At 50.8% G+C, this 22,978-nt stretch carries 20 protein-coding genes; 12 read left to right on the top strand and 8 right to left on the bottom strand.

Annotated elements, in window-relative coordinates; all coding sequences use genetic code 11:
* Window positions 1-250 precede the first annotated feature (250 nt).
* The 4 genes from RFN81_RS13150 to glnB all read left to right on the top strand — a co-directional run bounded on the left by RFN81_RS13150 (window position 251) and on the right by glnB (window position 4,348).
* Complete coding sequence (locus RFN81_RS13150; protein ID WP_264498974.1) at window positions 251-1,708, top strand: sensor histidine kinase; 1,458 nt, start codon at window positions 251-253, stop codon at window positions 1,706-1,708.
* Window positions 1,708-2,547, top strand: coding sequence for a two-component system QseEF-associated lipoprotein QseG (gene qseG / locus RFN81_RS13145; RefSeq protein ID WP_264496258.1), 840 nt, complete (start codon window positions 1,708-1,710; stop codon window positions 2,545-2,547). The genes RFN81_RS13150 and qseG overlap by 1 nt, the downstream gene beginning before the upstream one ends.
* On the top strand, window positions 2,544-3,881 hold the full coding sequence (gene glrR, locus RFN81_RS13140) for a two-component system response regulator GlrR (RefSeq protein WP_264496257.1): 1,338 nt from the start codon (window positions 2,544-2,546) through the stop codon (window positions 3,879-3,881). The genes qseG and glrR overlap by 4 nt, the downstream gene beginning before the upstream one ends.
* 128 nt (window positions 3,882-4,009) lie before the next feature.
* Window positions 4,010-4,348, top strand: coding sequence for a nitrogen regulatory protein P-II (glnB, locus tag RFN81_RS13135; RefSeq protein WP_005970202.1), 339 nt, complete (start codon window positions 4,010-4,012; stop codon window positions 4,346-4,348).
* Window positions 4,349-4,584: 236 nt separating this feature from the next.
* Here the strand turns inward: glnB and RFN81_RS13130 are convergent, their stop codons facing one another.
* The 3 genes from RFN81_RS13130 to hmpA all read right to left on the bottom strand — a co-directional run bounded on the left by RFN81_RS13130 (window position 4,585) and on the right by hmpA (window position 9,003).
* Window positions 4,585-5,688 (bottom strand): pectinesterase family protein, encoded by a 1,104-nt coding sequence (locus RFN81_RS13130; RefSeq protein ID WP_378928552.1) that lies wholly within the window; start codon window positions 5,686-5,688, stop codon window positions 4,585-4,587.
* 94 nt (window positions 5,689-5,782) lie between these two features.
* Window positions 5,783-7,441, bottom strand: coding sequence for a pectin acetylesterase PaeY (paeY, locus tag RFN81_RS13125; RefSeq protein WP_264496256.1), 1,659 nt, complete (start codon window positions 7,439-7,441; stop codon window positions 5,783-5,785).
* A 371-nt stretch (window positions 7,442-7,812) separates the two neighbouring features.
* Entirely contained in the window at window positions 7,813-9,003 is a 1,191-nt protein-coding gene (gene hmpA / locus RFN81_RS13120; RefSeq protein ID WP_264496255.1) for an NO-inducible flavohemoprotein, read from the bottom strand.
* A 361-nt stretch (window positions 9,004-9,364) separates the two neighbouring features.
* On the opposite strand from hmpA, the gene glyA reads away from it, so the two are divergent.
* The 3 genes from glyA to RFN81_RS13105 all read left to right on the top strand — a co-directional run bounded on the left by glyA (window position 9,365) and on the right by RFN81_RS13105 (window position 12,503).
* The gene (glyA, locus tag RFN81_RS13115) at window positions 9,365-10,618 is read left to right on the top strand and encodes a serine hydroxymethyltransferase (protein WP_264496254.1); all 1,254 of its coding nucleotides are present in this window, start codon (window positions 9,365-9,367) and stop codon (window positions 10,616-10,618) included.
* A gap of 149 nt (window positions 10,619-10,767) precedes the next feature.
* Window positions 10,768-11,427 (top strand): DUF1007 family protein, encoded by a 660-nt coding sequence (locus tag RFN81_RS13110; RefSeq protein WP_378928549.1) that lies wholly within the window; start codon window positions 10,768-10,770, stop codon window positions 11,425-11,427.
* The gene (locus RFN81_RS13105) at window positions 11,418-12,503 is read left to right on the top strand and encodes a nickel/cobalt transporter (RefSeq protein ID WP_264496253.1); all 1,086 of its coding nucleotides are present in this window, start codon (window positions 11,418-11,420) and stop codon (window positions 12,501-12,503) included. The genes RFN81_RS13110 and RFN81_RS13105 overlap by 10 nt, the downstream gene beginning before the upstream one ends.
* A 75-nt stretch (window positions 12,504-12,578) precedes the next feature.
* Here the strand turns inward: RFN81_RS13105 and RFN81_RS13100 are convergent, their stop codons facing one another.
* The 4 genes from RFN81_RS13100 to suhB form a co-directional block, all read right to left on the bottom strand.
* Window positions 12,579-13,379: an ABC transporter ATP-binding protein gene (locus RFN81_RS13100; protein ID WP_264496252.1), complete on the bottom strand. Its 801-nt coding sequence runs from the start codon at window positions 13,377-13,379 to the stop codon at window positions 12,579-12,581.
* Complete coding sequence (locus tag RFN81_RS13095) at window positions 13,376-14,404, bottom strand: FecCD family ABC transporter permease (RefSeq protein WP_264498971.1); 1,029 nt, start codon at window positions 14,402-14,404, stop codon at window positions 13,376-13,378. Before RFN81_RS13095 ends, RFN81_RS13100 begins: the two co-directional genes overlap by 4 nt.
* A 60-nt stretch (window positions 14,405-14,464) precedes the next feature.
* Complete coding sequence (locus RFN81_RS13090) at window positions 14,465-15,583, bottom strand: ABC transporter substrate-binding protein (RefSeq protein ID WP_264496251.1); 1,119 nt, start codon at window positions 15,581-15,583, stop codon at window positions 14,465-14,467.
* Window positions 15,584-15,740: 157 nt separating this feature from the next.
* On the bottom strand, window positions 15,741-16,544 hold the full coding sequence (suhB, locus tag RFN81_RS13085; protein WP_264496250.1) for an inositol-1-monophosphatase: 804 nt from the start codon (window positions 16,542-16,544) through the stop codon (window positions 15,741-15,743).
* Window positions 16,545-16,686: 142 nt separating this feature from the next.
* Here suhB and trmJ point away from each other — a divergent pair, with 142 nt between their 5' ends.
* From trmJ to sseB, 5 genes are all read left to right on the top strand, one after another.
* A complete protein-coding gene (trmJ, locus tag RFN81_RS13080; protein WP_264496249.1) occupies window positions 16,687-17,412 on the top strand; it encodes a tRNA (cytosine(32)/uridine(32)-2'-O)-methyltransferase TrmJ in 726 nt (241 codons plus the stop codon).
* Window positions 17,413-17,531: 119 nt separating this feature from the next.
* Window positions 17,532-18,026, top strand: coding sequence for a Fe-S cluster assembly transcriptional regulator IscR (iscR, locus tag RFN81_RS13075; RefSeq protein WP_264496248.1), 495 nt, complete (start codon window positions 17,532-17,534; stop codon window positions 18,024-18,026).
* Window positions 18,027-18,290: 264 nt separating this feature from the next.
* Complete coding sequence (locus RFN81_RS13070) at window positions 18,291-19,442, top strand: IscS subfamily cysteine desulfurase (RefSeq protein ID WP_319800181.1); 1,152 nt, start codon at window positions 18,291-18,293, stop codon at window positions 19,440-19,442.
* Window positions 19,443-19,669: 227 nt separating this feature from the next.
* The gene (gene pepB, locus RFN81_RS13065) at window positions 19,670-20,980 is read left to right on the top strand and encodes an aminopeptidase PepB (RefSeq protein WP_264496247.1); all 1,311 of its coding nucleotides are present in this window, start codon (window positions 19,670-19,672) and stop codon (window positions 20,978-20,980) included.
* 141 nt (window positions 20,981-21,121) lie between these two features.
* A complete protein-coding gene (gene sseB, locus RFN81_RS13060) occupies window positions 21,122-21,913 on the top strand; it encodes an enhanced serine sensitivity protein SseB (RefSeq protein ID WP_264496246.1) in 792 nt (263 codons plus the stop codon).
* Window positions 21,914-22,048: 135 nt separating this feature from the next.
* On the opposite strand, the gene sseA is transcribed toward sseB, so the two are convergent.
* Complete coding sequence (gene sseA, locus RFN81_RS13055; RefSeq protein ID WP_264496245.1) at window positions 22,049-22,912, bottom strand: 3-mercaptopyruvate sulfurtransferase; 864 nt, start codon at window positions 22,910-22,912, stop codon at window positions 22,049-22,051.
* Between the last annotated feature and the right edge of the window lie 66 nt (window positions 22,913-22,978).

The raw sequence follows: 22,978 nt of genomic DNA, 5'->3' as shown, positions 1-22,978 counted from the left end.
GTTACGCGGCCAGAGAGAACAAGGCTTTTGGCCGCGTAGCGTTTTAGCCTATTGATAATCCCCTTTTGTGATAATTCTCCGCTTCATGCTTTTTACGCCTCGTCATTTTCCAACCGAACCCATCTGAATGCAGAGATTGGCATGACTCGCCATTGCTGCCAAATTGCGAAGCGTTGCGCAGGTTGCAAGGGAAAACGTTGAACTTTTACCAGACTCGGTTAGCATCAATACGGATTCGATTGGCGATGAGATAATTTCTTTGAAACGATGGCGTTTATTTCCGCGTTCCTTACGGCAATTAGTCATTATGGCGTTTTTGTTGGTGCTATTGCCGTTGTTAGTGCTCGCCTATCAGGCCTATCAAAGCCTGAATATGTTGAGCGACCAGGCCGCGGAGATCAACCGCACCACGCTGACGGATGCCCGCCGTAGTGAGGCGATGACCAGCGTTGCGCTGGCGATGGAGCGTAGCTATCGGCAATACTGCGTATTAGACGATCGCACGCTGGCGACGCTTTATCAGAACCAACGTAAACAGTATACGCAAATGCTGGACGCTCATGCGCAGGTGCTGCCCGATCCTCATTATTATCAAACTCTGCGACAATACCTGACGCAGCTAAGCGAAATACGCTGTCATAACAGCAACCCGGAACAAACGGCCGATGACCAGTTGAAAGGTTTTTCACGGGCGAACGAGCAACTGGTACAAGTGACACGCGATGTCGTTTTTTCCCGTGGACAACAGCTACAGCAGGCTATTTCCGAACGTGGCCAGTTCTTTGGCTGGCAGGCGTTACTGCTATTTTTGGTGAGTGTGCTGTTGGTGATGCTCTTTACACGGATGATCATTGGTCCGGTTAATGGCGTCGAGCGAATGATTAATCGTCTTGGCGAAGGCCGCTCTCTGGGCAATATCAGTACGTTTAAAGGGCCGCGAGAGATCCGGACGCTGGCGCAGCGCATTATCTGGCTGAGTGAACGACTGTCATGGCTGGAGTCGCAGCGACATGAGTTCTTGCGCCATATTTCCCATGAGTTAAAAACGCCGTTGGCGAGTTTGCGAGAAGGAACTGAACTGCTGGCGGATGAGGTCGTGGGGCCGCTGACCGCTGACCAGAAGGAAGTCGTTGGCATCCTCGATAGCAGTAGCCGCCATCTGTTGCAGTTGATCGATCAACTGCTGGAGTATAATCGTAAGCTGGCCGATACGCCTATAGAACGGGAACGTGTTGAAATAGAAGACGTCGTCGACATTGTCGTGTCGTCTCATAGCCTGCCAGCCCGCGCCAAAAAGATGCATACCGATGTGTTATTGGCCGCTGACCACTGTTGGGCCGAAACCACGCTGCTGATGCGTGTGATTGATAATCTCTATTCCAATGCGGTGCACTACGGCAAGGAATCCGGTAACATTTGGATTTACAGTCGTCTGAGTGGTAACCGCGTTCAGATCGATGTCGCCAACACTGGTACGCCCATCCCCGATGCTGAACGAATCCTGATCTTTGAGCCCTTTTATCAGGGCAGCCATCAGCGCCGTGGGGCGGTGAAAGGGAGTGGATTAGGGTTGAGCATAGCGCGTGATTGTATTCGTCGTCTACGCGGTGAGCTGAGTCTGATTCGTGTGGACTATGCTGATGTTTGTTTCCGCATTGAGTTGCCGTTACTTTCTGAAAATGAAGAAACGTTGAGAATCAACAGATAATGAATGCAGGATTATTAAAGGGATGGCTTGCCAATAGCGTTTTTCCTCGCGTTTTGACTGCGGTGCTAGTCTCGTCGCCATTTATTTTGGCGGCATGTCATAGTCATGCGCAATACGGTACTACGCTGTCGGGGACAGGCGCTGCCGCGCCACAAGAGCAGGTCGCTGATTTTCGTATCGCGCCATGCGACCATCTGTGGCAGATAGACGATAGTGAATCGATGAACAACGCACTTTACTGGCTGCGTGCGATGGCGTGTGCAGGGCGGCTCACGCCATTCCATGCCCGCGAGCAAGCGCGTCAGGTCGCAGGCAATGGCTGGGAACATGTGTTTAAGCAAGGCATCCTGCTGGATAATGCAGGAATTACGCAGGCCGAACGGCATCAAGTTTTGGAACAGATTAATGTATACCGTCATGCCTTTCCCGCAGCGTTGCGCCCGCTGGTGGATACCTGGAGCGATAGACAAACGCTATTTCTCGCGCTATCGGATGAACGACTGCGCTATAAACGTTTACAAGAGTCCAGCGACAAACAGCTAGAGGCGTTACGTATTCAGCAAGATCATTTGCAAGACCAATTGGAAAAGACCACGCGGAAACTGGAAAATCTGACGGATATTGAACGTCAACTGTCGTCGCGTAAATCCATGTCAGGAGAATTGCCGGAGGATGCTAATGAACGTCACACTGGTGCTAATACGCCGGGCGCCGACGTGAAGAGAAGCGATCCAGGTGGTTCAGCGACAAGTTCAAGCAACATCCCCGTAGATGCGGAAAGTGTCACTCTCCCTGAGCCGGATAAATCGGCGACGAAGAAGGAATCGACAAGACCATGACGGCCCGAAAAACGGCGAGTTTGTTGCTCGTGGATGACGACCCCAGCCTGCTAAAACTCTTGGGTATGCGGTTGACCAGCGAAGGGTTTAGCGTTAACACGGCGCAAAGTGGTCAGGAGGCGCTACGGCTGTTAACGCGCGAGACGTTCGATCTGGTGATCAGCGATCTTCGGATGGATGAAATGGATGGCATGGCGCTGTTTGCCGAAATTCAACGCTATCAACCGGGGATGCCAGTGATCATTTTAACCGCACACGGTTCTATCCCCGATGCTGTCGCCGCGACACAGCAAGGCGTATTCAGCTTTCTGACAAAGCCCGTTGACCGCGATGCGCTTTACAAGGCGATAGATGACGCGTTGGCATTGTCCGCACCGACGAGTGATGAAACATGGCGCGAAGCCATCGTCACACGCAGCCCTATCATGTTGCGTCTGTTGGAACAGGCCAGAATGGTCGCACAATCGGACGTCAGCGTACTGATTAATGGTCAGAGCGGAACCGGGAAAGAGGTGTTAGCTCGGGCAATTCATGCAGCGAGTCCGCGAGCGAAAAACGCCTTTATCGCTATTAACTGTGGCGCACTGCCGGAACCACTATTGGAGTCGGAGTTGTTTGGTCACGCGAAAGGCGCTTTTACCGGGGCGGTCAGTAGTCGCGAGGGGCTCTTTCAGGCTGCGGAAGGCGGTACGCTATTTTTAGATGAAATTGGCGATATGCCGCTGTCGTTGCAGGTTAAGCTGCTGCGTGTTTTGCAGGAACGAAAAGTTCGCCCGCTGGGTAGCAACCGCGATCTGGACATTGATGTCAGGATAATCTCTGCCACGCACCGTGATTTGCCGAAGGCGATGGCGCGCAATGAATTTCGCGAGGATCTGTATTATCGGCTCAATGTGGTAAATATAAAGTTGCCGGCGCTGCATGAACGCGCCGAAGATATTCCACTGTTGGCGAATCATTTGCTGCGTGAATCGGCCAATCGCCATAAGCCTTTTGTCCGCGCCTTTTCAACCGATGCGCTAAAACGCTTGATGACGGCAAGCTGGCCGGGTAACGTGCGTCAACTGGTCAATGTCATCGAACAGTGTGTGGCATTGACCAGCGCGCCGGTGATTAGCGATGCGCTGGTTGAACAAGCGCTCGAAGGTGAAAATACCGCGTTGCCGACCTTTGTCGAGGCTCGCCATCAGTTTGAACTTAACTATTTGCGAAAATTATTGCAGATCGCTAAAGGTAATGTCACGCAGGCGGCCCGAATGGCCGGGCGTAATCGAACTGAATTTTATAAACTGTTGGGGCGTCATGAATTGGACGCCAACGATTTTAAAGATTAGCGCGGCGGAATTGGCGACTACCCGCTATGTAGTTCGCGGAGTGTAGATTGTCTGGTCGCGTTCTGACATGCTATTCATTTGCTAATGCTCGGCTTTGGCCGCAAACATTGATAACACGAAGGTTCCTCATGAAGAAAATTGATGCGATTATTAAGCCGTTCAAACTGGATGATGTACGTGAAGCGTTAGCTGAAGTGGGCATTACAGGGATGACGGTAACGGAAGTGAAGGGCTTTGGTCGTCAGAAAGGCCATACTGAGTTGTATCGCGGCGCAGAATATATGGTCGATTTTCTGCCGAAAGTGAAAATCGAAATTGTTGTATCTGATGATATCGTTGACACCTGCGTGGAAACTATCACGCAAACCGCGCAGACGGGTAAAATTGGTGATGGTAAAATCTTTGTCTTTGATGTGGCGCGCGTTGTTCGTATCCGTACCGGTGAAGAAGATGAGGAAGCGATTTAATCGTTCCGCCTGGCGTTGTTCCTTTTTAGAAGCCAGCCTGATGAGGGCTGGCTTCCGCACATCTACATCTACATCTACATCTACATCTACTTCTACTTCTACTTCTACTTCTACTTCTACTTCTACTTCTACTTCTACTTCTACTTCTACTTCTACTTCTACTTCTACTTCTACTTCTACTTCTACTTCTACTTCTACTTCTACTTCTACTTCTACTTCTACTTCTACTTCTACTTCTACTTCACTTTAGGCGCCGTCGGCACCCAACCCGCCAACACATTTTCTGCCGTGTATTCTGCGGCTTCCGCATCGCTTAACTGACGGCGTTGATCGGTTTTTTCCGCGCCTGGCCCGCTGGATTTATATTCAAAAAAGCGTGAATCCTGCGGATAGAACCAGATTTTCTCGGCTTGTTTATCTTTGCCTGACATTTTGTCCCAGCCATAGATATGATCGTCCATAAAGGTGTTCAGGAAAACCGCCTGACCGATCGCATTTGGGTTGGCATAGCGTCCATCCTCAAAGGTGGTCGTTGGGTGCCAGGGGCGGCCAAGCGCATAACTTTTAGCGGGGACGCCTTCCTCCTTAATCACGCGACTGTGGGTGAAAACCAAACCGTATTTTTGCGTAATGTCGGTGCTCGGGGCGGTGAGATAGCCGAGTGGTTGACCTTTCACGTCGGTGCGGTTACGTGCAACGATATCGCAATGGTCGAAAAGCGCCGTACCATTACCAAAGATAAAATCAACCGTGCCGCTGATCCGACACTGTGAGAAGAAGCTGCGCCCGCCTTTGACATATAATGTGTCCTGGTAGCCGGTTAGGCTGACATTGTGAAACCAGGCTCGATCGCTCTTCTCGGCCACCAGCAACGCCACAGCCTGAGAATCTTTTATTCTGGTTGGATCATCGCTGGCTTTAGCCTGATTGGCTGGATAATCAAAATCATTGCTGATGGTTAACGAACGGGCGCTGAAATCTGGAGCACTAACATTTACCGTGCTGCTACCGTAGGTTCCCCACTTTTTTCCATCGGGTTTGAGCATGCCAGCGGCAGTTGTTGCCGTAATAATGGTTCCGTCACGGCTCTCGCCCTGCAGATGAATGTTTGGACGCGTAATTGTCAGGCGCTCATGATAGACGCCATTCTTTATATAGATAACAAATGGAGATCCGTCAGCCGGAGCACTGGCGATAGCTTCAGCGATAGATTTGTAGGCGTTGCCATTCGCGTTACTGGAAACCAGTGCATTGTAGTTGGCGGCCAGTGCTAACGAGCAGGGAGAAGAGACTAACATGGCCAAGGCCAGCGTTTTACAGAAGGTTGAGGTAGTTATCATGCCCAAAGTCCTTTCATTTTGGTAAGGAAAAGTTTGTCCCGCGCACGACGTCATGCCTGCGCGGTTTAGTTTTATGGTGTTGTCTGACTCATTTTTACTTGTGTTTGCGGATCAATTTTTTTGCCAACGGGGCTAATGCAGGTTCCTGTCGAATGGCATCGGCGACAATCTCCGCGACGGCAATCGCCCCTTTTTTCTGAAAATGCGTCGTATCCGGTTTGCTTAGGCTACCGGGTTGATTACGATAAAAAGGGTATTTCTTCGGATCGACCACCAGCCAGTATTGTTTCCAGTGATTGCGGTTGCCCTGATTGGCCAGTGCGATAGTGGCAGGCTCAATGTCCAGTAAAATCGTCTGATTATCTGCTGCCGTGTTTTTAATGGTCTGACTGTAATCGCCAATAAATGCGTAGCCATTTTCAGCATTTTGTTTGGTGAAGTGGGTGTGTACCGCTGGCGTACCGTCTTTCCCTTCAGCCGTCTTCACGCGGGTGGTCGGCGTAAGCAGCACCGGTGTGAGCTTGTGTTGGCGGGCAAACGTAATATAGCGCTCCAATGATGTCTGGAATGACATATCGTCTTTTCCCTGCGGCGCCTGCTTTTTCCCGGTAGCGTCGTTGGGATAAGTACAAAGGTTTGCTACATCGGCGGGGCCGCGTACCGCTTTTGCGCTGTTGCAATTTTGATCGTTATGGCCCATCTGAATGAACAAGAAATCGCCTTCTTTCATCAGCGGCCGCATCTGGCGGAACCAGCCTTCGTAAAAATAGTCGCGTGAACTGCGGCCTGCGCGTGCGCCATTCACCACCTTGATGCCGCTCTTTTTGCTGAACTGTTGTTCAAAAACCTGTCCCCATCCCATACGGGGAAAGCGCCCTTTTTCATAGTTCGCCGCCGTTGAATCACCGACGATGAAGATACGCGTTTGCGCATTCTTAATCGCATCCAGATTCTGGCGGGCAGAACGATAATCCAAGGGTTCATAACGACCTTGATTATTCAGGCCGACAATGGGATGAAATGCGCTATCAGTCAGCACCGTATGACCGGAGTAGCCAGTATTGTTGTGGTAATTACGATTGTGATTAATGACGTCGACGATTTTAGTCACGGTTTCCTGCTGGCCCGCAGGATAAGTCAGAGGATCGAAGTGTGCGGGTGCCTTGATGCCCGCCTGTTTCAAGGCGTTATTAAAACCAACGTGAAAATTAGCATAGGCTCTTTTCCATGCGGCGGAATCCAGCTTTGGCGAGGCTGTGTCGTCGGTAAATTGCTGAGGGCCTATATAACCTGCCGCGACTGCGACATCTGAGGTAATACGGTCAGTCAATGGGTTGATATTAGCAATATTCTCTTTGCCGCTATGTAATGACGGGGCCACAGCGGATAGGCAAATGGCGCGGGGGATGTTATTCAGTAAACAGTTATTGCCGCCGGACTCAATAGCTAAAAGACGCAGTGGTGGGGTAAGGCCTGAAATATCAAGATGATATTTTCCTTGCTCGTCGGTTTGTGTCTGCCGCTTCTTGCCACGCTGATCTCTGATAATGATGGTGGCGGGAAAGTGGATATCCCGTACGGTGACCGCACCAGATAACCCTGTTTTTTCATCTAGCACGGCACCCGACAGTTGTTGCGTTTTATCCTGAGCAATCGTTTGAGGCGTCGTAGCGGGATGCTTAGCGTAAACCAGCGTTAAAGGTGCGAAAAGCATCAATGTTAAAGCGACACTACCTGAAAAACATTTTGCCATGGTCAGACATATCCCTTGTTAATTAATGAGAGACGGTGGGTTATTGCGTCCTGTGTTATCCAAGAAAGGCCCCCGATTTCTTGTCATACTTGTCGCGGCATTTCACGATAACGTGAACGCTTTTATTGTGCGCGCAATGTAGCTCAAGGGCGATGCCTAAACGCCAATTTCACTGATGAAACATGTATTTATTAAAAATGAAATGTTATTTCAAAGCGTCGGTTTTTTTTGTGACTTACGTCTTTTTTAGCGGATGATTACGGGGACAAGATAGCAATTTGTGATCGACAAAGTATTTTATGGACAGTGGTATATGAGGGTAAAAAGGCCGCAAAGCGCGGCCCAAGTGTTCGGTTCATAATCAGCGAGGGTTAGACAATTTTATGCGGACCAAAACATTCGTAATGCAACTGCTCAGTAGAGACCCCCATAGCCAGCAGTTGCTGGGCGACAAATTGCATGAAAACAACAGGGCCACACAAGTAATAGTGCATGCCCGGCGTCGTTAATGCCGTTTTTAACGCGTCTAGCTGCATCAGTCCGCGATGATGGTAATCCTCGCCTGGGCGATCGGCCTGAAGCGGTTCTCGATACCAGATGTGCTGCTGGAACTGTGGCAGCGACAGCCCTGTTTGTTTAATTTCATCCGCAAACGCATGCGTCGCGCCGTTTTCTGCCGCATGCAGCCAGATGACCTGCGCCTGGTGGTCCTGCTGTTTGAGCGCGTGCAACATGCTCAACATCGGCGTTTGCCCCACGCCGCCGGAAATTAGGGCAACCGGCGTGTCGGTTGAAATATCAAGAAAGAAATCACCGTGCGGCGCAGCGAGATAAATGACATCGCCTTCGCGGGCAATGTCATGTAAGTAGCCGGAAACCGTGCCCAGATCTTCGCGTTTGACCGCAATTCGATAGCATTTTCCGTTTGGCGCGTGAGTCAGCGAGTACTGGCGAATTTCCTGATTGGCGAACCCATCATGTCTGATATACACCGCCAAATATTGGCCCGGTTGAAAATCAGCAATAGGCTGGCCGTCGATAGGTTCCAACGTGAAACTGGTAATCACGGTGCTTTGCGGTTGCTTACTTACTATGCGGAAAGGCCGTACGCCGCGCCAGCCGCCCTCTTTCGCTTCAGTGCTACGGTAGATATCGCTCTCGCGTTGGGTGAAGACGTTGGCCAGTACGCCATAGGCTTTACCCCAGGCATCCAGCACCTCCTGTCCAGGACTAAACATTTCGTCCAGCGTAGCCAGCAAATGGCGGCCTACGATCTGATATTGGTCGGCTTGAATATTAAAGCTGGCGTGCTTCTGGGCGATGCGTTCAACCGCAGGCAGCAGCGCGGGCAGGTTTTCTATATTCGTCGCATAAGCGCAGATGGCATCGAACAGCGCTTCCCGCTGATCGCCATTGCGCTGGTTGCTCATGTTAAAAATATCTTTTAGTTCGGGATTATGGGTAAACATGCGATCGTAAAAATGCGCGGTCAGTTTAGGGCCGGTCTCCGCTAACAAGGGGATGGTAGATTTGACGATGGCGATAGTTTGGCTATCCAGCATGGTGGCTCCTTATTATTGGTGTGATTTATAAGATGTATTTAATATGAATCTTATTGGGTTTGCCTGTCGCTGTAAATAACCTTTTAGGCCTTAGGGATGTTTAGTCGGAGGTAATGGAAAGTGACATGAAGAATTAACAAGTGACGAATGAACAAAAATCCGGTTGTTGTGGGGCAACCTATTCTTGCTAAAGCCTTGTGCTGCCTGGAGCTAATCGTTTGCGTAAAAACCTCTGCCAAGAGCTATCTTCGCGAGGGAAAAACGGTTTACACTATATACTATTCCTCTAAAGGGTAGCCCGATTTCTATATGGGTCATTAATGCCCAGTCTATATTATGTTAGCTGAGTCAGGAGATGCGGATGTTAAAGCGTGAAATGAACATTGCCGATTATGATGCCGACCTGTGGCAGGCAATGCAGCAAGAAGTGGTGCGTCAGGAAGAGCACATTGAGCTGATTGCGTCAGAAAATTACACCAGCCCACGCGTAATGCAGGCTCAAGGGTCTCAGTTAACCAACAAGTATGCCGAAGGTTATCCTGGCAAACGTTACTACGGCGGCTGTGAGTATGTTGACGTGGTTGAGCAACTGGCGATCGATCGAGCGAAGGCCTTGTTCGGCGCTGATTATGCCAATGTGCAGCCGCATTCTGGCTCGCAGGCTAACTTTGCTGTGTATACCGCGTTGCTGCAACCGGGAGACACCATTCTGGGTATGAATCTGGCGCACGGTGGTCACCTGACGCACGGTTCCCCTGTTAACCTGTCGGGCAAACTGTATAACGTCATTCCTTACGGTATCGACGAAAGTGGCAAAATTGACTACGACGAAATGGCTGAACTGGCGCGCAAACACCAGCCAAAGATGATCGTTGGCGGTTTCTCTGCTTATTCTGGCGTGGTTGACTGGGCGAAAATGCGTGAAATCGCAGATAGCATCGGCGCCTACCTGTTTGTTGATATGGCGCACGTGGCGGGTCTGGTCGCCGCAGAGGTTTATCCAAACCCAGTTCCTCATGCTCACATCGTAACCACAACGACGCATAAAACGTTGGCTGGCCCGCGCGGTGGCCTGATTTTGGCGAAGGGCGGCGATGAAGATCTCTACAAAAAGCTGAATTCGGCGGTTTTCCCTGGCGGTCAGGGCGGCCCGTTGATGCATGTTATTGCAGGCAAAGCGGTTGCACTGAAAGAAGCGATGGAGCCGGAATTCAAAGTTTATCAGCAGCAGGTGGCAAAAAATGCCAAAGCGATGGTGGAGGTCTTTCTGGCGCGTGGCTTCAACGTGGTTTCCGGCGCCACCAGCAATCACCTGTTCCTGTTAGATCTGGTGAGTAAGAATCTGACGGGGAAAGAAGCCGATGCCGCGTTGGGTCGTGCCAACATCACCGTGAACAAAAACAGCGTGCCCAACGATCCGAAGAGCCCGTTTGTCACGTCCGGTATTCGTATCGGTACGCCCGCCGCAACCCGCCGCGGTTTTAAAGAAGCGGAAGTGCGCGAGTTGGCCGGGTGGATCTGTGATGTGTTAGACAACATCAACGACGAAGCCACCATTGAACGCGTAAAACAGAAAGTGCTGGATCTTTGCGCCCGCTTCCCGGTTTACGCTTAATTAGGCTTTTTCACTGAAATTGCGTTCAGACGCCTATCCAAACGCCAGCTTTTACGCTGGCGTTTTTTGTGTCTGGCATCTCGGTGCCAGCATCGCGATTATTCGGTAGTAAAACAGAGAATGTGGTGTAACCCAAGGTGGTAAAACAAATGTTACATTATAACGTTTTCAAATGGGGTGGGGGACGGCTAAAGTGGCTACTATTAGGTCTGACATTTTGCCAGCCGGTTTTCGCTCACCCACACAGTTTTATTGATATGCAAACGACGATTGAGAGTCACAACGATCACATCACCGGTTTACGCATGCAGTGGACGATGGATCCCATTACGTCCGCCGATTTGTTATACGATGCCGGAAAGGCAAAGCCGGATTCTGAAGTCTGGAAAAAGCTGGCGGCAGAAGTCATGGCTAATGTGTTGGGGCAACACTATTTCACCGATATTTACCGTGATGACCAGCCTGTTAAATATGCGCCGGTGCCAACCGAATACCATCTTTCGCGCAAAGGTAATCAAGTTGTTCTGGCATTCGTATTGCCGTTGGCGCATCCACAACCGATAGCGGGAAAACCTTTTCTGATTTCTACTTATGACCCGACCTATTTTGTCGATATGTCTTATCAAAACGATAAAGCGATAACACTTTCGTCGGCATTGGCGCCACGTTGTAACACGACGCTCTTTACGCCGAAACCCAACGCCGAACTGCAATCGTATGCGTTGTCATTGGATAAAAATACGGCGCCGGATGAAGATATCGCGCTAGGAAAACAGTTTGCTCAACGGGTGACGTTACAATGCCAGTAAACTTCATCGCACGACCACGCCGACGGTCAACGCTGCGTAGACTGCGCGACCTATGGCCGTTGTGGCTTTTTTTGACGTTACTGGTTTCGACATTGTATTACGTTGTGGCGTACTGGCCGCAAATCGTACTGCAAAGTGCAATTTGGCAGAAAGCACTGCACCAGCAAATGTCGCATCTGCTGCAAATGGTCGAGCGGCAACCACATCAGGCAGGATTAAGCCTACTGTTATTCAGTCTGGCCTATGGCGTGCTCCACGCGGTAGGGCCGGGACATGGTAAGGTCGTTATCATGACTTATTTGGCCACACATCCATCGAAGTTGAAGAGCAGCCTGAAGTTAACACTGGCTGCCTCACTGGTTCAGGGAATGGTGGCTGTGGCGCTAGTGAGTGTTGTCTTGGGGATCTTGCAGTTGTCGAGTCGAACGCTACATCACAGCAGCTTCTGGATGGAAAAGGGCAGCTTTGTGTTGGTGGCGGGACTGGGCGCGTTACTCTCTTTGCGGGCGCTGAAACAACTCTATGTCACTCTCATAAGGCAACCTGCCCCGGTGACCATTATGCGCATTGTCCCATTGCAGAATGCGCGACTGAGCGCACTCGCAGATAGGCGTATGCCTTTGCGCCCGCATTTAACATCACATCACTTTTCTCATCAGCATGACGGTTGTGGTTGTGGGCACCGCCACCTTCCTAACGCGGAGGAACTTGAAGGGGATAACCACTGGCGAACGCGACTAATGATCGTGCTGGCGATGGGAATGCGCCCCTGTTCAGGCGCAATTCTGGTGCTACTCTTCGCTAAAGTCATCGGGGTTTATGCCTGGGGAGTGGCTGCCGCACTGGTGATGGCGGCCGGAACGGCTATGACGATCTCCGCCCTGGCCGCACTGGTTTTTTTCTGCCGCCGCACCGTAGAGCGTCTGAGCACGCATCGTGCGCCGCCGGTGTGGCAGCGGGCAATGTTTTCCCTTTTGGCTTTTTCGGGGGGAGTGATTTTGATGGTTTCCGGCATGTTACTGTATGTTAGCGCGCAGCCCGCACTAATGGGGGGAATTAGGCCCTTCTCCGGCTGATGCAGTCTTTCTCATTATAAACAGTCACTGTCTGGTAAAACGCACCGAAGCTGATAGGGGTCGCCCCCGGAATCTCTAAAGCGTCGGTGCGCTGACCAGCCCGTCAATAATCACCTGTGGCACACCCTGTGAACAGCGTTCGATGCGACCGCGCACGCCGTAAACCGTAGCCAAACTCTCTGGGCTTATGACTTCTGCCGGTGCGCCATTTGCGATCAGATTACCGTCTTTTAGCATGAGAACATGGTCGCCGTGACGAAGTGCGATATTGATGTCATGTACCACGACGACGGTAATCATATTACGTTTGCGCGTTTCTTTACGCACCACATCCATGACGTGGAACTGATAGTTTAAGTCTAGCGCACTGAGTGGTTCATCCAGAAGCAGCAAAGCAGGCTGGCGGATTAGCGATTGTGCTAAGCCAACCAACTGTTTTTGCCCACCAGAGAGCTGGTCAAGATAACTTAACGCCAGGTGCTCAATACCCAACTGACGTAATAGTGCTATTACTTCATCCTGTTTTTCAGCACTGTGCCTGCCTCCCGACGCCCGCTGCGCAACGATGATCGATTCCAGCACATGTAAATGAATGCCTGCGGGTAAAGATTGCGGCAGATATACGACGCTTTCTGCCCGCTGTGCGAATGACTGCGCTATCAGATTAGTGTCATTCAGCCACAACTCGCCTTCTGCTGCATTTAGGCCCGCCATGGCGCGTAGCAAGGTCGACTTGCCGCAGCCATTGGGGCCGAGCAGCACGGTAATTTTACCGCACGGCAACAAGGGGACGGACAGATCGCTAATTACCTGGCGTTTGGGATAACCGGCGCGAAAGTGGGAAAGCCGTAACCCGGAAGAGGCTTGATGATTCATACATTCCCTCTGTGACGCAGGATGATACTCAGGAAGAAGGGGACGCCAACCAGTGATGTGACAATGCCGACCGGAATGATGACGCCAGGGATCAGGTTCTTCGAGGCGACGGATGCCATCGACAGCACTAATGCCCCGATCAATGCGCTGGCTGGCAGGTAGAAGCGATGATCTTCACCGAAAATCATCCGGGCGATATGCGGCGCCACCAGACCGATAAAGCCGATGGGGCCGACAAACGCGACTGAAATGGCGGACAATATACTAATACGCAGCAGCGTTGCCAGACGCAAATGGCGAACGTTGATACCGAAACTGATTGCGCGATCTTCTCCCAATCGCAGCGCAGTCAATTTCCACGAACTCAGCAGCGAGATTGGCATCACGATGATAAGCACCAGAAACAGGATAGCCAATTTTTCCCATGAAGCGCGCGCCAAACTGCCCATCGTCCAGAACACCAAACCTTGCAGTGTATCTTCATTAGCGATGAACTGAAGCATAGAAACCAGCGCATTAAAGGTGAACACCAGCGCGATGCCAAAAAGAACCACGCCAGAGGTGGCGACCTGTGTCCAACGGGTAATGCCGTCGAGTAGCAGAACCGCCAGCAGCGCAAAAATAAAGGCGTTTGCTGAGATAAACCACTGAGCCGGAATGCCGGGAATACCAACGCCGAGGACGATCGCCAGCGCCGCACCGAATGCGGCGGCAGCGGAAACACCGAGCGTAAATGGGCTGGCAAGCGGGTTGTTTAGGATGGTCTGCATCTCTGCGCCAGCCAGACCCAGCGACAACCCGACAATGATAGCCATCAGCGCGTAGGGCAAACGGATATCCCAGACGATCACGCGTATTCCTGCATCCACACTGTCTGGGGTAGTTAGCGTCTGCCATAACACATCGGGCGTCAGCCCCGAAGGCCCCATCATAAAATCCAATAACAATGAGCCGATAATCATCAATAGCAATATTGCCATGATACCTATGCGGCGCCGTAGGATGCCGCGATAGTTGTTCATAATGATGTCGGTGTCAGCGGCCGCGTTACGTATACCCCATTCAGTGGATGTACTCATAAAAAACTACTCACCTTGTTTCCAGGCAAAAATAAAGTCACGGTCAGGCAATGAGGTGAATTTTTGAATGATCTGATGATAAGTATCGTCGGGGTTCAGGCTGGCGAATGCCTGGGGATAAATGTCTTTCGCCAGATATTCCATCCCGACAATGTTATAAGGATGATTGTAGAAATGGTGGTAAACGCCATAAACGTGTTTAGCCTGAACAGCGGGAATTTGGCTAATACCGGTACGATTAAGCAACGTCTGAGCCTGATTACGCACATCGGCTATGTTAGCGCCATAACCGAGTGGCAACACCTGGCTATTACCACGTTTAGAACCCGTCATGATGTACGCATCGGGTTTCATGCTGATAATTTTTTCTAACGAAACAAAGCCTGACGCGCCGGGGAGCAGATCCGAACCAATATTTTTTGCTCCAATCGCTTCGATCAGCCCGCCCCAGCCGTTTTTACCGTGCGTGAAGCAGCAGGAGTCAGAGTTGCCAGCGATTGGCTCAATAAAGACCTTGGGTTTCGGGGTGATTGCTGACGTTTTTTGCTGGATAGCAGCAAAATGGTCGCGATAAAAATCGGTATACGCTTTGGCGTTATCTTCGCGATTTAGCACTTTTCCCAATAGGTCGATGCTGGGAGCCGTGTCTTTAGCCGGATTCACTTCATAATCGACAAACAATACGGGAATATTGAGCGCGCTAAGTTTGTCGATGACGCCGCTTTCCTTTAATGCTGGCCTGGCGCGTAGCTGCGCGATCATCAGGTCCGGCTGTTTTGACAATACGCTTTCTAAGTCGACATTGCCTTTATCGCTGAACCCCATATCCAGAATACCGACGGATTGGGGCCATTTTTCTTTCAGCATATTCCAGGTGGCGATATCCTGCTTTTTCGCCAGATTATTCCAGGCAACCAAACGCTTGAAGGGGTTATCGCGGTCAAGCAGCGCCATCGTCATAATATCGCGCCCATCTTGTAAAATGATGCGCTGCGGCTCTTGTTTAATTGTAACGCTTCTGCCGCCGAAATCGGTGACGGTCAGGGGATATTGGGTGGCATAGCTAAAAAGTGGTGTCGCGAGCAGTGTGGTCAGAAAAAACGTTCTTGCAGATTTTGTTAACATGATAGCGATCCTGGTTCACAATTTATTATCGTAACGAGTTTGATAATTATTATCGTATAAGGATAAATAATGCGTATACAGGATTCAAATGTAAGGAAAAATAACGACTCCGACTCGGTTACATTTTTATATGGTCGAGCCGGAATCTGAAGCGTAATTAGTGTTTTAGCGCATCACTCAATTCTTCGCGGATGGTGCCAAGAATGGCTTTTACCACGCGGGGATTACCTGCAACCAGATTGCCGGACGTCAGGTAATTATGGCCGCCAACGAAGTCTGTCACGATTCCACCTGCTTCACGAACCAGAAGCTCGCCACCCGCAAAGTCCCACGGTTTTAGACCGATTTCAAAGAAACCGTCAACGCGACCCGCGGCAACATAGGCCAGATCCAGTGCGGCAGAGCCCGTGCGGCGGAAATCGGCACAGTGAGTGAACAATGCGCCAATGACGTTAATATAACTTTTGCTGTGTTGTTTTAATTTGAAGGGAAAGCCGGTTGCCAGTATCGTCCCGTCCAGGTCGCGGGCATTACTGCTGCGCAGACGATAGCCGTTTACTTGAGCGCCTTGACCCCGGGTCGCAGTAAACAATTCATTACGCATCGGATCGTACACGACCGCAACTTCAGTACGGCCCTTAATACGGACGGCGATAGAAACAGCAAAGTGGGGTAAACGTTTAATGAAATTAGTGGTGCCATCCAGAGGATCGATAACCCATTGTACTGCCGGATCATCACCTGCCAATTCTCCACACTCTTCACCAATAATGGTGTGCTGTGGGTAAGACTTGCGGATGACTTCAATGATCAGACGTTCTGCATCCCGATCAACGTTGGTAACAAAATCATTGTTGCCCTTCTGACTGGCTTCGACAGCGTCAGGCGTTTCATAGTTTTTAGCAATTAAATTACCGGCTTTACGCGCCGCGCGTATAGCGATATTGAGCATCGGATGCATGGTATCGGTCCACTGGAATGTTAAAGAACGGAAAGCGGCGCAGAGTATAGCAGTAGAAAAGTAAAATAGCTAAGTTTGTGTTAAGGTATGGCGGCTTCCTTTTCGCATAATTTCCTTTCATCTATCGCACAATAGAGTTCATATGTTAGACAATATTCGCATTGTTCTGGTCGAAACATCGCACACTGGCAATATGGGGTCAGTGGCCAGAGCGATGAAAACGATGGGATTAACCAAACTTTTTCTGGTCAACCCTTTGGTAAAACCTGATTCGCAGGCGATTGCACTGGCTGCGGGCGCCAGCGATGTTATTGGTAATGCGGTCATCGTAGCATCCCTCGATGAGGCGCTTGAGGGATGTAGCCTGGTTGTCGGCACCAGCGCGCGTTCTCGTACGTTGCCTTGGCCGATGCTGGAACCACGAGAGTGCGGCGTGCGTAGCGTGCAGGAGGCGGAGCAGGCGCCTGTGGCGCTAGTGTTTGGGCGCGAACGCGTGGGGCTGACGAACGAGGAGCTTCAAAAATGCCATTACCATGTGGCGATCCCCGCGAACCCCGAATATAGCTCGCTCAACCTGGCGATGGCGGTGCAGATTATCGCCTATGAAGTGCGCATCGCCTATTTGGATCAATCCGCGGCGGGACAGCAGGAGCATGAAGCTTCGCCGTATCCGTTGGTCGACGATCTGGAACGTTTTTACCAGCATCTTGAGCAGACCTTGCTGCAAACAGGATTTATCCGACCCGCGCATCAAGGGCAAGTGATGAATAAATTGCGTCGCCTTTTTACCCGTGCCAGGCCGGAAAATCAGGAACTTAATATCCTGCGCGGCATATTGAGTTCGGTGCAAAAAAACCTCAATGAATAATACTTGAGTAGATTGCTTGGTTAAATAGTTGACTAAAACACTCGGGAATGCCAGACTCGCGTTATGTTTCGCCAATACATGTTTTGATAACACATGTTTTACCTACAGGTAGCACTATCATGAGACTGACATCTAAAGGCCGTTACGCCGTTACCGCCATGCTTGATGTGGCTCTGCATTCCCAGGAAGGACCCGTTCCACTGGCCGATATTTCCGAACGCCAGGGTATTTCCTTGTCTTATCTGGAACAGCTTTTTTCACGCTTACGTAAAAATGGGCTGGTTGCCAGTGTCCGTGGCCCTGGCGGCGGCTACCTGCTAGGCAAACATGCGAATGAAATTGCTGTCGGTATGGTCATTTCAGCCGTTGATGAGTCTGTCGATGCGACGCGCTGTCAGGGGCGTGAAAGTTGTCAGGGAGGCGACCGTTGCCTGACTCATACGTTATGGCGCGATTTAAGCGACCGTATTACGGATTTCCTGAATAACATCACATTAGATGAATTGGTTAACAATAAGGAAGTGCTGAACGTAGCGGATCGTCAAGACGCTGACACGCGCCGTGCCGCTAGCGGACGTATTCAGGAAACGATCAACGTTAACCTGCGCGCCTGATAACCTCTCCAACGCGACGAGCTGTTCTGACTCGTCGCGCATTATCGTTCCCATCGTCGTGTCATCAATTACGATATTAATCAACATGGTGTGGGTATAACTGCCACCGTTGCGGCGCTATCTTGTCCATAAAATTGTTTCGCTAATAAAATTGTTTCGACGCTAGAATACAATGCGTTGCGCTGGTCGAAAGGTTACGATCATGAACAGCCAGTTAAAAAAACGCATTGTACGTTTTGCTGTGGTGTACGGAGTTTATAAGCAATGAAGTTACCTATCTATCTCGATTATTCAGCCACCACGCCCGTTGACCCGCGCGTCGCTGAAAAGATGATGCAGTGTTTAACGTTGGACGGCACATTCGGTAATCCGGCCTCCCGTTCTCACCGTTATGGCTGGCAAGCGGAAGAGGCCGTTGATATCGCCCGTAACCACGTTGCCGAACTGGTTGGTGCCGATCCGCGAGAGATTGTTTTCACATCAGGGGCGACCGAGGCCGATAACCTTGCGATTAAAGGCGCCGCCAACTTCTACCAGAATAATGGTAAGCATATCATCACCAGTAAGACGGAACACAAAGCCGTGCTGGACTCCTGCCATTACCTTGAACAACAGGGTTTTGACGTCACGTATCTAACGCCACAGCGTAACGGGATTATCGATCTCGTCGAACTACAAGACGCGATACGTGGAGACACTATTTTGGTTTCCATAATGCACGTTAATAACGAAATCGGTGTGGTACAGGACATCGCCGCGATAGGAGAAATTTGCCGTAGCCGTGGCATCCTTTTTCATGTCGATGCAACACAAAGCGTAGGCAAAATCCCTATCGATCTTACTCAGATCGGCGTCGATCTGATGTCCTTCTCAGGCCATAAAATTTATGGGCCGAAAGGGATCGGTGCGCTGTATGTTCGGCGTAAACCGCGTATTCGCCTGGAAGCACAGATGCATGGTGGCGGCCATGAACGTGGGATGCGTTCCGGCACCTTGCCGGTGCACCAGATTGTTGGCATGGGAGAAGCCTATCGCATTGCGAAAGAAGAGATGGCGGCAGAAGTGGCACGCCTGAGCACATTGCGCGATCGACTGTGGAACGGTATTAATACTATAGAAGGCGTTTATCTGAATGGTGATATTGAACAGCGTGTGTCCACTATCCTGAACGTCAGTTTCGACGGCGTTGATGGCGAATCTCTCATTATGGCGCTTAAGGATTTGGCGGTATCATCCGGTTCAGCTTGCACCTCTGCCAGCCTAGAACCCTCATACGTATTACGAGCGTTAGGTCTGAGTGATGAGCTGGCCCATAGCGCGATCCGTTTTTCGTTGGGGCGTTATACCACTGAAGAGGAGATCGACTATGCCATCGCGTTGGTGCGTAAAGTCATTGATCGTCTGCGCATTAAATGAAGACGATTACGATCGCCCCTGAGTAAGAAATTCTGGAAGCGATGCTACCAGTCTGGTTAGATAAAATTAAATTGCACTATCACCGGGCTGCCTTGCGTGGCCCATTTTATTTTCGTGCCAAAATTCGTCACATTATCATGTCATGATGCACGGTTTATGCATCTGTAAAGATGAAAACACCTGCAAATATGAGAAGTGGCAGGAATATCCATTACCGGAGAAGCACTATGACGAACAATACCATGCTGATTTCACTCTCCACACTGCCTGCTGATTTGCGCTGGGGAGAAAAAGCGATACTGAGTATTAATGAGCAGGGTTTTACTATTCACGTTGGTACAGAGCCGCTGAGCGGCACGACGGCATTGTCAATCATTCAACGTGCAGCGCGAAAGATTGACGGGCAGGGGATTCACCACGTGAAGCTCGCGGGTCAAGGTTGGGATTTGGCTAACTCTTGGGCATTTTGGCAGGGATATCGTGGGCCAAAAGGGCAGAGAACGGTTGAGTGGGCGGAATTGAACGACGCCGATCAGAAAGAGCTTAACGATCGCCTGAAGATCGTTGACTGGGTGCGTGACACTATCAACTTGCCTGCTGAGGATTTGGCGCCAGAGCAGTTGGCGACCCGGGCCATCGACCTACTATGTGATGTGGCTTGTGATGCTATCAGCTACCGTATCACCAAAGGTGAGGATCTGCGTGAGCAGAATTATGCCGGTTTGTATACGGTCGGTCGAGGTTCCGATCGTCAGCCAGTGCTGCTGGCGTTGGATTATAACCCGACGGGCAATCCAGAGGCTCCAGTGTTTGCCTGTTTGGTCGGCAAAGGGATTACGTTTGATACCGGCGGCTATAGTCTGAAGCCGAGTGGAGCGATGGATTCGATGAAATCAGACATGGGCGGAGCCGCGACGCTGACTGGCGCACTGGCGCTGGCGGCATCGCGCGGTCTACGCCAGCGCGTAAAACTTTATCTGTGCTGTGCAGACAATATGGTGAGCGGCAATGCTTTTCGTCTCGGCGACATCATTCGCTACCGCAACGGCAAAACGGTTGAGGTAATGAATACAGATGCAGAAGGTCGTCTGGTATTGGCCGATGGTCTGATCGATGCGTCCGAACAGAATCCGCAGTGGATTATTGACTGCGCGACGCTGACGGGAGCGGCGAAAATGGCGTTGGGCAACGATTACCATGCGCTGTTCAGCTTTGATGATGAACTGGTGGCGGCATTGCAGGAAAGCGCGAAAAAAGAAAATGAGCCATTTTGGCGCTTGCCGCTGGAGGAGTTCCATCGCAGCCATTTGCCGTCCAACTTTGCCGATCTGAACAACATCGCCAGTGGCGCTCATACTGCGGGTGCCAGTACAGCCGCCGCGTTCTTATCGCACTTTGTGAAAAATTACCAGCGGGGCTGGTTGCACATCGACTGCTCTGCAACCTACCGTAAAGGGGCGGTAGAACAGTGGGCGGCGGGCGCGACGGGGCTCGGTGTACGCACGTTGGCAAATCTTTTGCTGAGCAACACTAAATAGTCGGTTCTGATTGGCTGTGGTTTATCGTATGGGTTGAGAATGAAAGCCGCGCCGAGATGCCCTGACTGTTGATGGTCGCTGCCATTTATTTTATTCAGGACACACCGCGCTGGTTTTTAACATGAGCATATCGAGGAAAGTATGGAATTTGCGCCACGTAATAAACTGGAGGAGGTCCTCATTCTCGCTGCCTCGGAGCCTGCGCATCGCCCCGAATTTTTCAGCGAGCTAATGAACGCCACAGTGTTCGTGCTTGGCAATAGCGATGATGATGGATTCGGCGAGAAGGTGTTGCATGCCGGTAGCAGTGTGGACCTTCAGCATTGGGAAAAAGACGATGGCTCATCCGTAATCCCTTTTTTCTCCTCTCTGGAGGTATTGCAAAGTGTGGTAACGGAAGAAGCTTCTTTTCTGGCGCTCCCTGTGCGTTCGCTGTTCGAGATGACAAGGGGAGCCACGCTGTTTCTTAATCCTAAGCTGCCTTATGGCAAAGCGTTTTTGCCGCAGGAAATTGAACACATCTTGTCTGGCGAAGGCAACGGCTTCGTGCAACAGCGCGTTGTCGAAGAAGATATGCAGGTGGTACTGACTCAGCCTGATGAAATGCCTGCTCAGATGGTAGATTCTCTGACGCAACTTTTTACCAAGCATCGTCATGTCAAGAGAGCGTTTCTGGCACAGATTCAGGACCCCGGAGAACAACAACCGCACTTGCTGATTGGCATCGATGCCGATCGGGATGAGGAAACCATCATTCGAGAAGCGGGTAGCGTCGCTAGCGATACGTTACCAGATGAACGTCCTGTCGATCTATGTCTGGTGAAGGAGGGGGAACCGGGCATCAGCCACTATATGATCAAACACACTACGCCATTCTACGAGCGTAAGTGGGGAAGTTTTCTGAGAGAATTTAAAGCCACTGGCAACGCCTAAATCAGAGAACCTTGGTAAGGGCAACTGCGCGTAACAAGTTATCTTATCGCAGTTGCCTCTGTGAGCAGCAATTCCTACCGGCCCTTGGTGACTAGCGGCGAGTTATTGGTTTTGTTGCACGCCATTAATACCAACTTATGCCATCGGAACGTCATCGCGGCTCCCCCAGTCACTCCATGAACCGTCGTACAGCGTCACGTTCGGAATATTCAATTGCGTCAGCGCCAATACCACGACAGATGCTGTTACGCCAGATCCGCAACTGGCGACAATCGGACGGGTGAAATCTACACCGTGCTTATGCAGAATGGTGGCTAATTCAGCATTGGGCTTCAGCGCACCGTTATTCACTAAGTCGGTCCACGGCACATTGATACTACCGGGGATGTGGCCACGGCGCAGACCGGGGCGCGGCTCGTCGACTTCAGCATTGAAGCGCGGCGCTGGACGGGCATCGACAATCTGCTCTGATTTATCCCGACAGATGGAAATTACGTCATCGCGAGAACGAATCACGGTGGAATCAAAGGTTGCGTGAAACGTGACGGGCTTACGCGTTACATGACCCTGTTCCAGCGGCAGGTTCAACGCTTTCCAGCCAGTTAGTCCGCCACTTAAGATGGAAATAGTGGATGCCCCAAAAGTATGTAGCATCCACCAGGCGCGAGGTGCCGAGAAGAGATCGCCTTCATCGTAAATTACCAGATGTTGCTGGTCAGCAATCCCCAACGCTCCCATATCCCGCGCGAAATCTTCGCAAGTCGGCATCATATGCGGCAGATCGGTATTGTGATCGGAGAGCGCTTCAATATCAAAAAAGACGGCGCCAGGCAGATGACCAGCACGGTATTCAGCGTTAATGTCACGAGTAGTATTGCCCGGAGGTAGCATACGGGCGTCAATGAGCGTGATGCTATTGTCATTCAAGTGGTCGGCAAGCCAGCTTGCACAGACGAACCGCTCAGGAGAAACGGGAAAATCAGAAGATGATGCTGACATAGATCCTCCATATTGGGACCAACAAGCTCTCAGCCCCGAATCTATTACGAGTGTGCGAGATTAAGG

The sequence above is a fragment of the Pectobacterium cacticida genome (assembly GCF_036885195.1).
GTDB classification, from domain to species: domain Bacteria; phylum Pseudomonadota; class Gammaproteobacteria; order Enterobacterales; family Enterobacteriaceae; genus Pectobacterium; species Pectobacterium cacticida.
Note: the sequence above shows the minus strand (reverse complement) of the source record. Positions and strands in the feature narration are given on the sequence as shown.

Bases quoted from the DNA above. Each gene is read 5' to 3' on its own strand.
- qseG (WP_264496258.1), top strand. From the start codon at position 1,708: ATGAATGCAGGATTATTAAAGGGATGGCTTGCCAATAGCGTTTTTCCT.
- glrR (WP_264496257.1), top strand. From the start codon at position 2,544: ATGACGGCCCGAAAAACGGCGAGTTTGTTGCTCGTGGATGACGACCCC.
- glnB (WP_005970202.1), top strand. From the start codon at position 4,010: ATGAAGAAAATTGATGCGATTATTAAGCCGTTCAAACTGGATGATGTA.
- RFN81_RS13130 (WP_378928552.1), bottom strand. From the start codon at position 5,688: ATGATAACTACCTCAACCTTCTGTAAAACGCTGGCCTTGGCCATGTTA.
- paeY (WP_264496256.1), bottom strand. From the start codon at position 7,441: ATGGCAAAATGTTTTTCAGGTAGTGTCGCTTTAACATTGATGCTTTTC.
- hmpA (WP_264496255.1), bottom strand. From the start codon at position 9,003: ATGCTGGATAGCCAAACTATCGCCATCGTCAAATCTACCATCCCCTTG.
- glyA (WP_264496254.1), top strand. From the start codon at position 9,365: ATGTTAAAGCGTGAAATGAACATTGCCGATTATGATGCCGACCTGTGG.
- RFN81_RS13110 (WP_378928549.1), top strand. From the start codon at position 10,768: ATGTTACATTATAACGTTTTCAAATGGGGTGGGGGACGGCTAAAGTGG.
- RFN81_RS13105 (WP_264496253.1), top strand. From the start codon at position 11,418: ATGCCAGTAAACTTCATCGCACGACCACGCCGACGGTCAACGCTGCGT.
- RFN81_RS13100 (WP_264496252.1), bottom strand. From the start codon at position 13,379: ATGAATCATCAAGCCTCTTCCGGGTTACGGCTTTCCCACTTTCGCGCC.
- RFN81_RS13090 (WP_264496251.1), bottom strand. From the start codon at position 15,583: ATGTTAACAAAATCTGCAAGAACGTTTTTTCTGACCACACTGCTCGCG.
- suhB (WP_264496250.1), bottom strand. From the start codon at position 16,544: ATGCATCCGATGCTCAATATCGCTATACGCGCGGCGCGTAAAGCCGGT.
- trmJ (WP_264496249.1), top strand. From the start codon at position 16,687: ATGTTAGACAATATTCGCATTGTTCTGGTCGAAACATCGCACACTGGC.
- iscR (WP_264496248.1), top strand. From the start codon at position 17,532: ATGAGACTGACATCTAAAGGCCGTTACGCCGTTACCGCCATGCTTGAT.
- RFN81_RS13070 (WP_319800181.1), top strand. From the start codon at position 18,291: ATGAAGTTACCTATCTATCTCGATTATTCAGCCACCACGCCCGTTGAC.
- pepB (WP_264496247.1), top strand. From the start codon at position 19,670: ATGACGAACAATACCATGCTGATTTCACTCTCCACACTGCCTGCTGAT.
- sseB (WP_264496246.1), top strand. From the start codon at position 21,122: ATGGAATTTGCGCCACGTAATAAACTGGAGGAGGTCCTCATTCTCGCT.
- sseA (WP_264496245.1), bottom strand. From the start codon at position 22,912: ATGTCAGCATCATCTTCTGATTTTCCCGTTTCTCCTGAGCGGTTCGTC.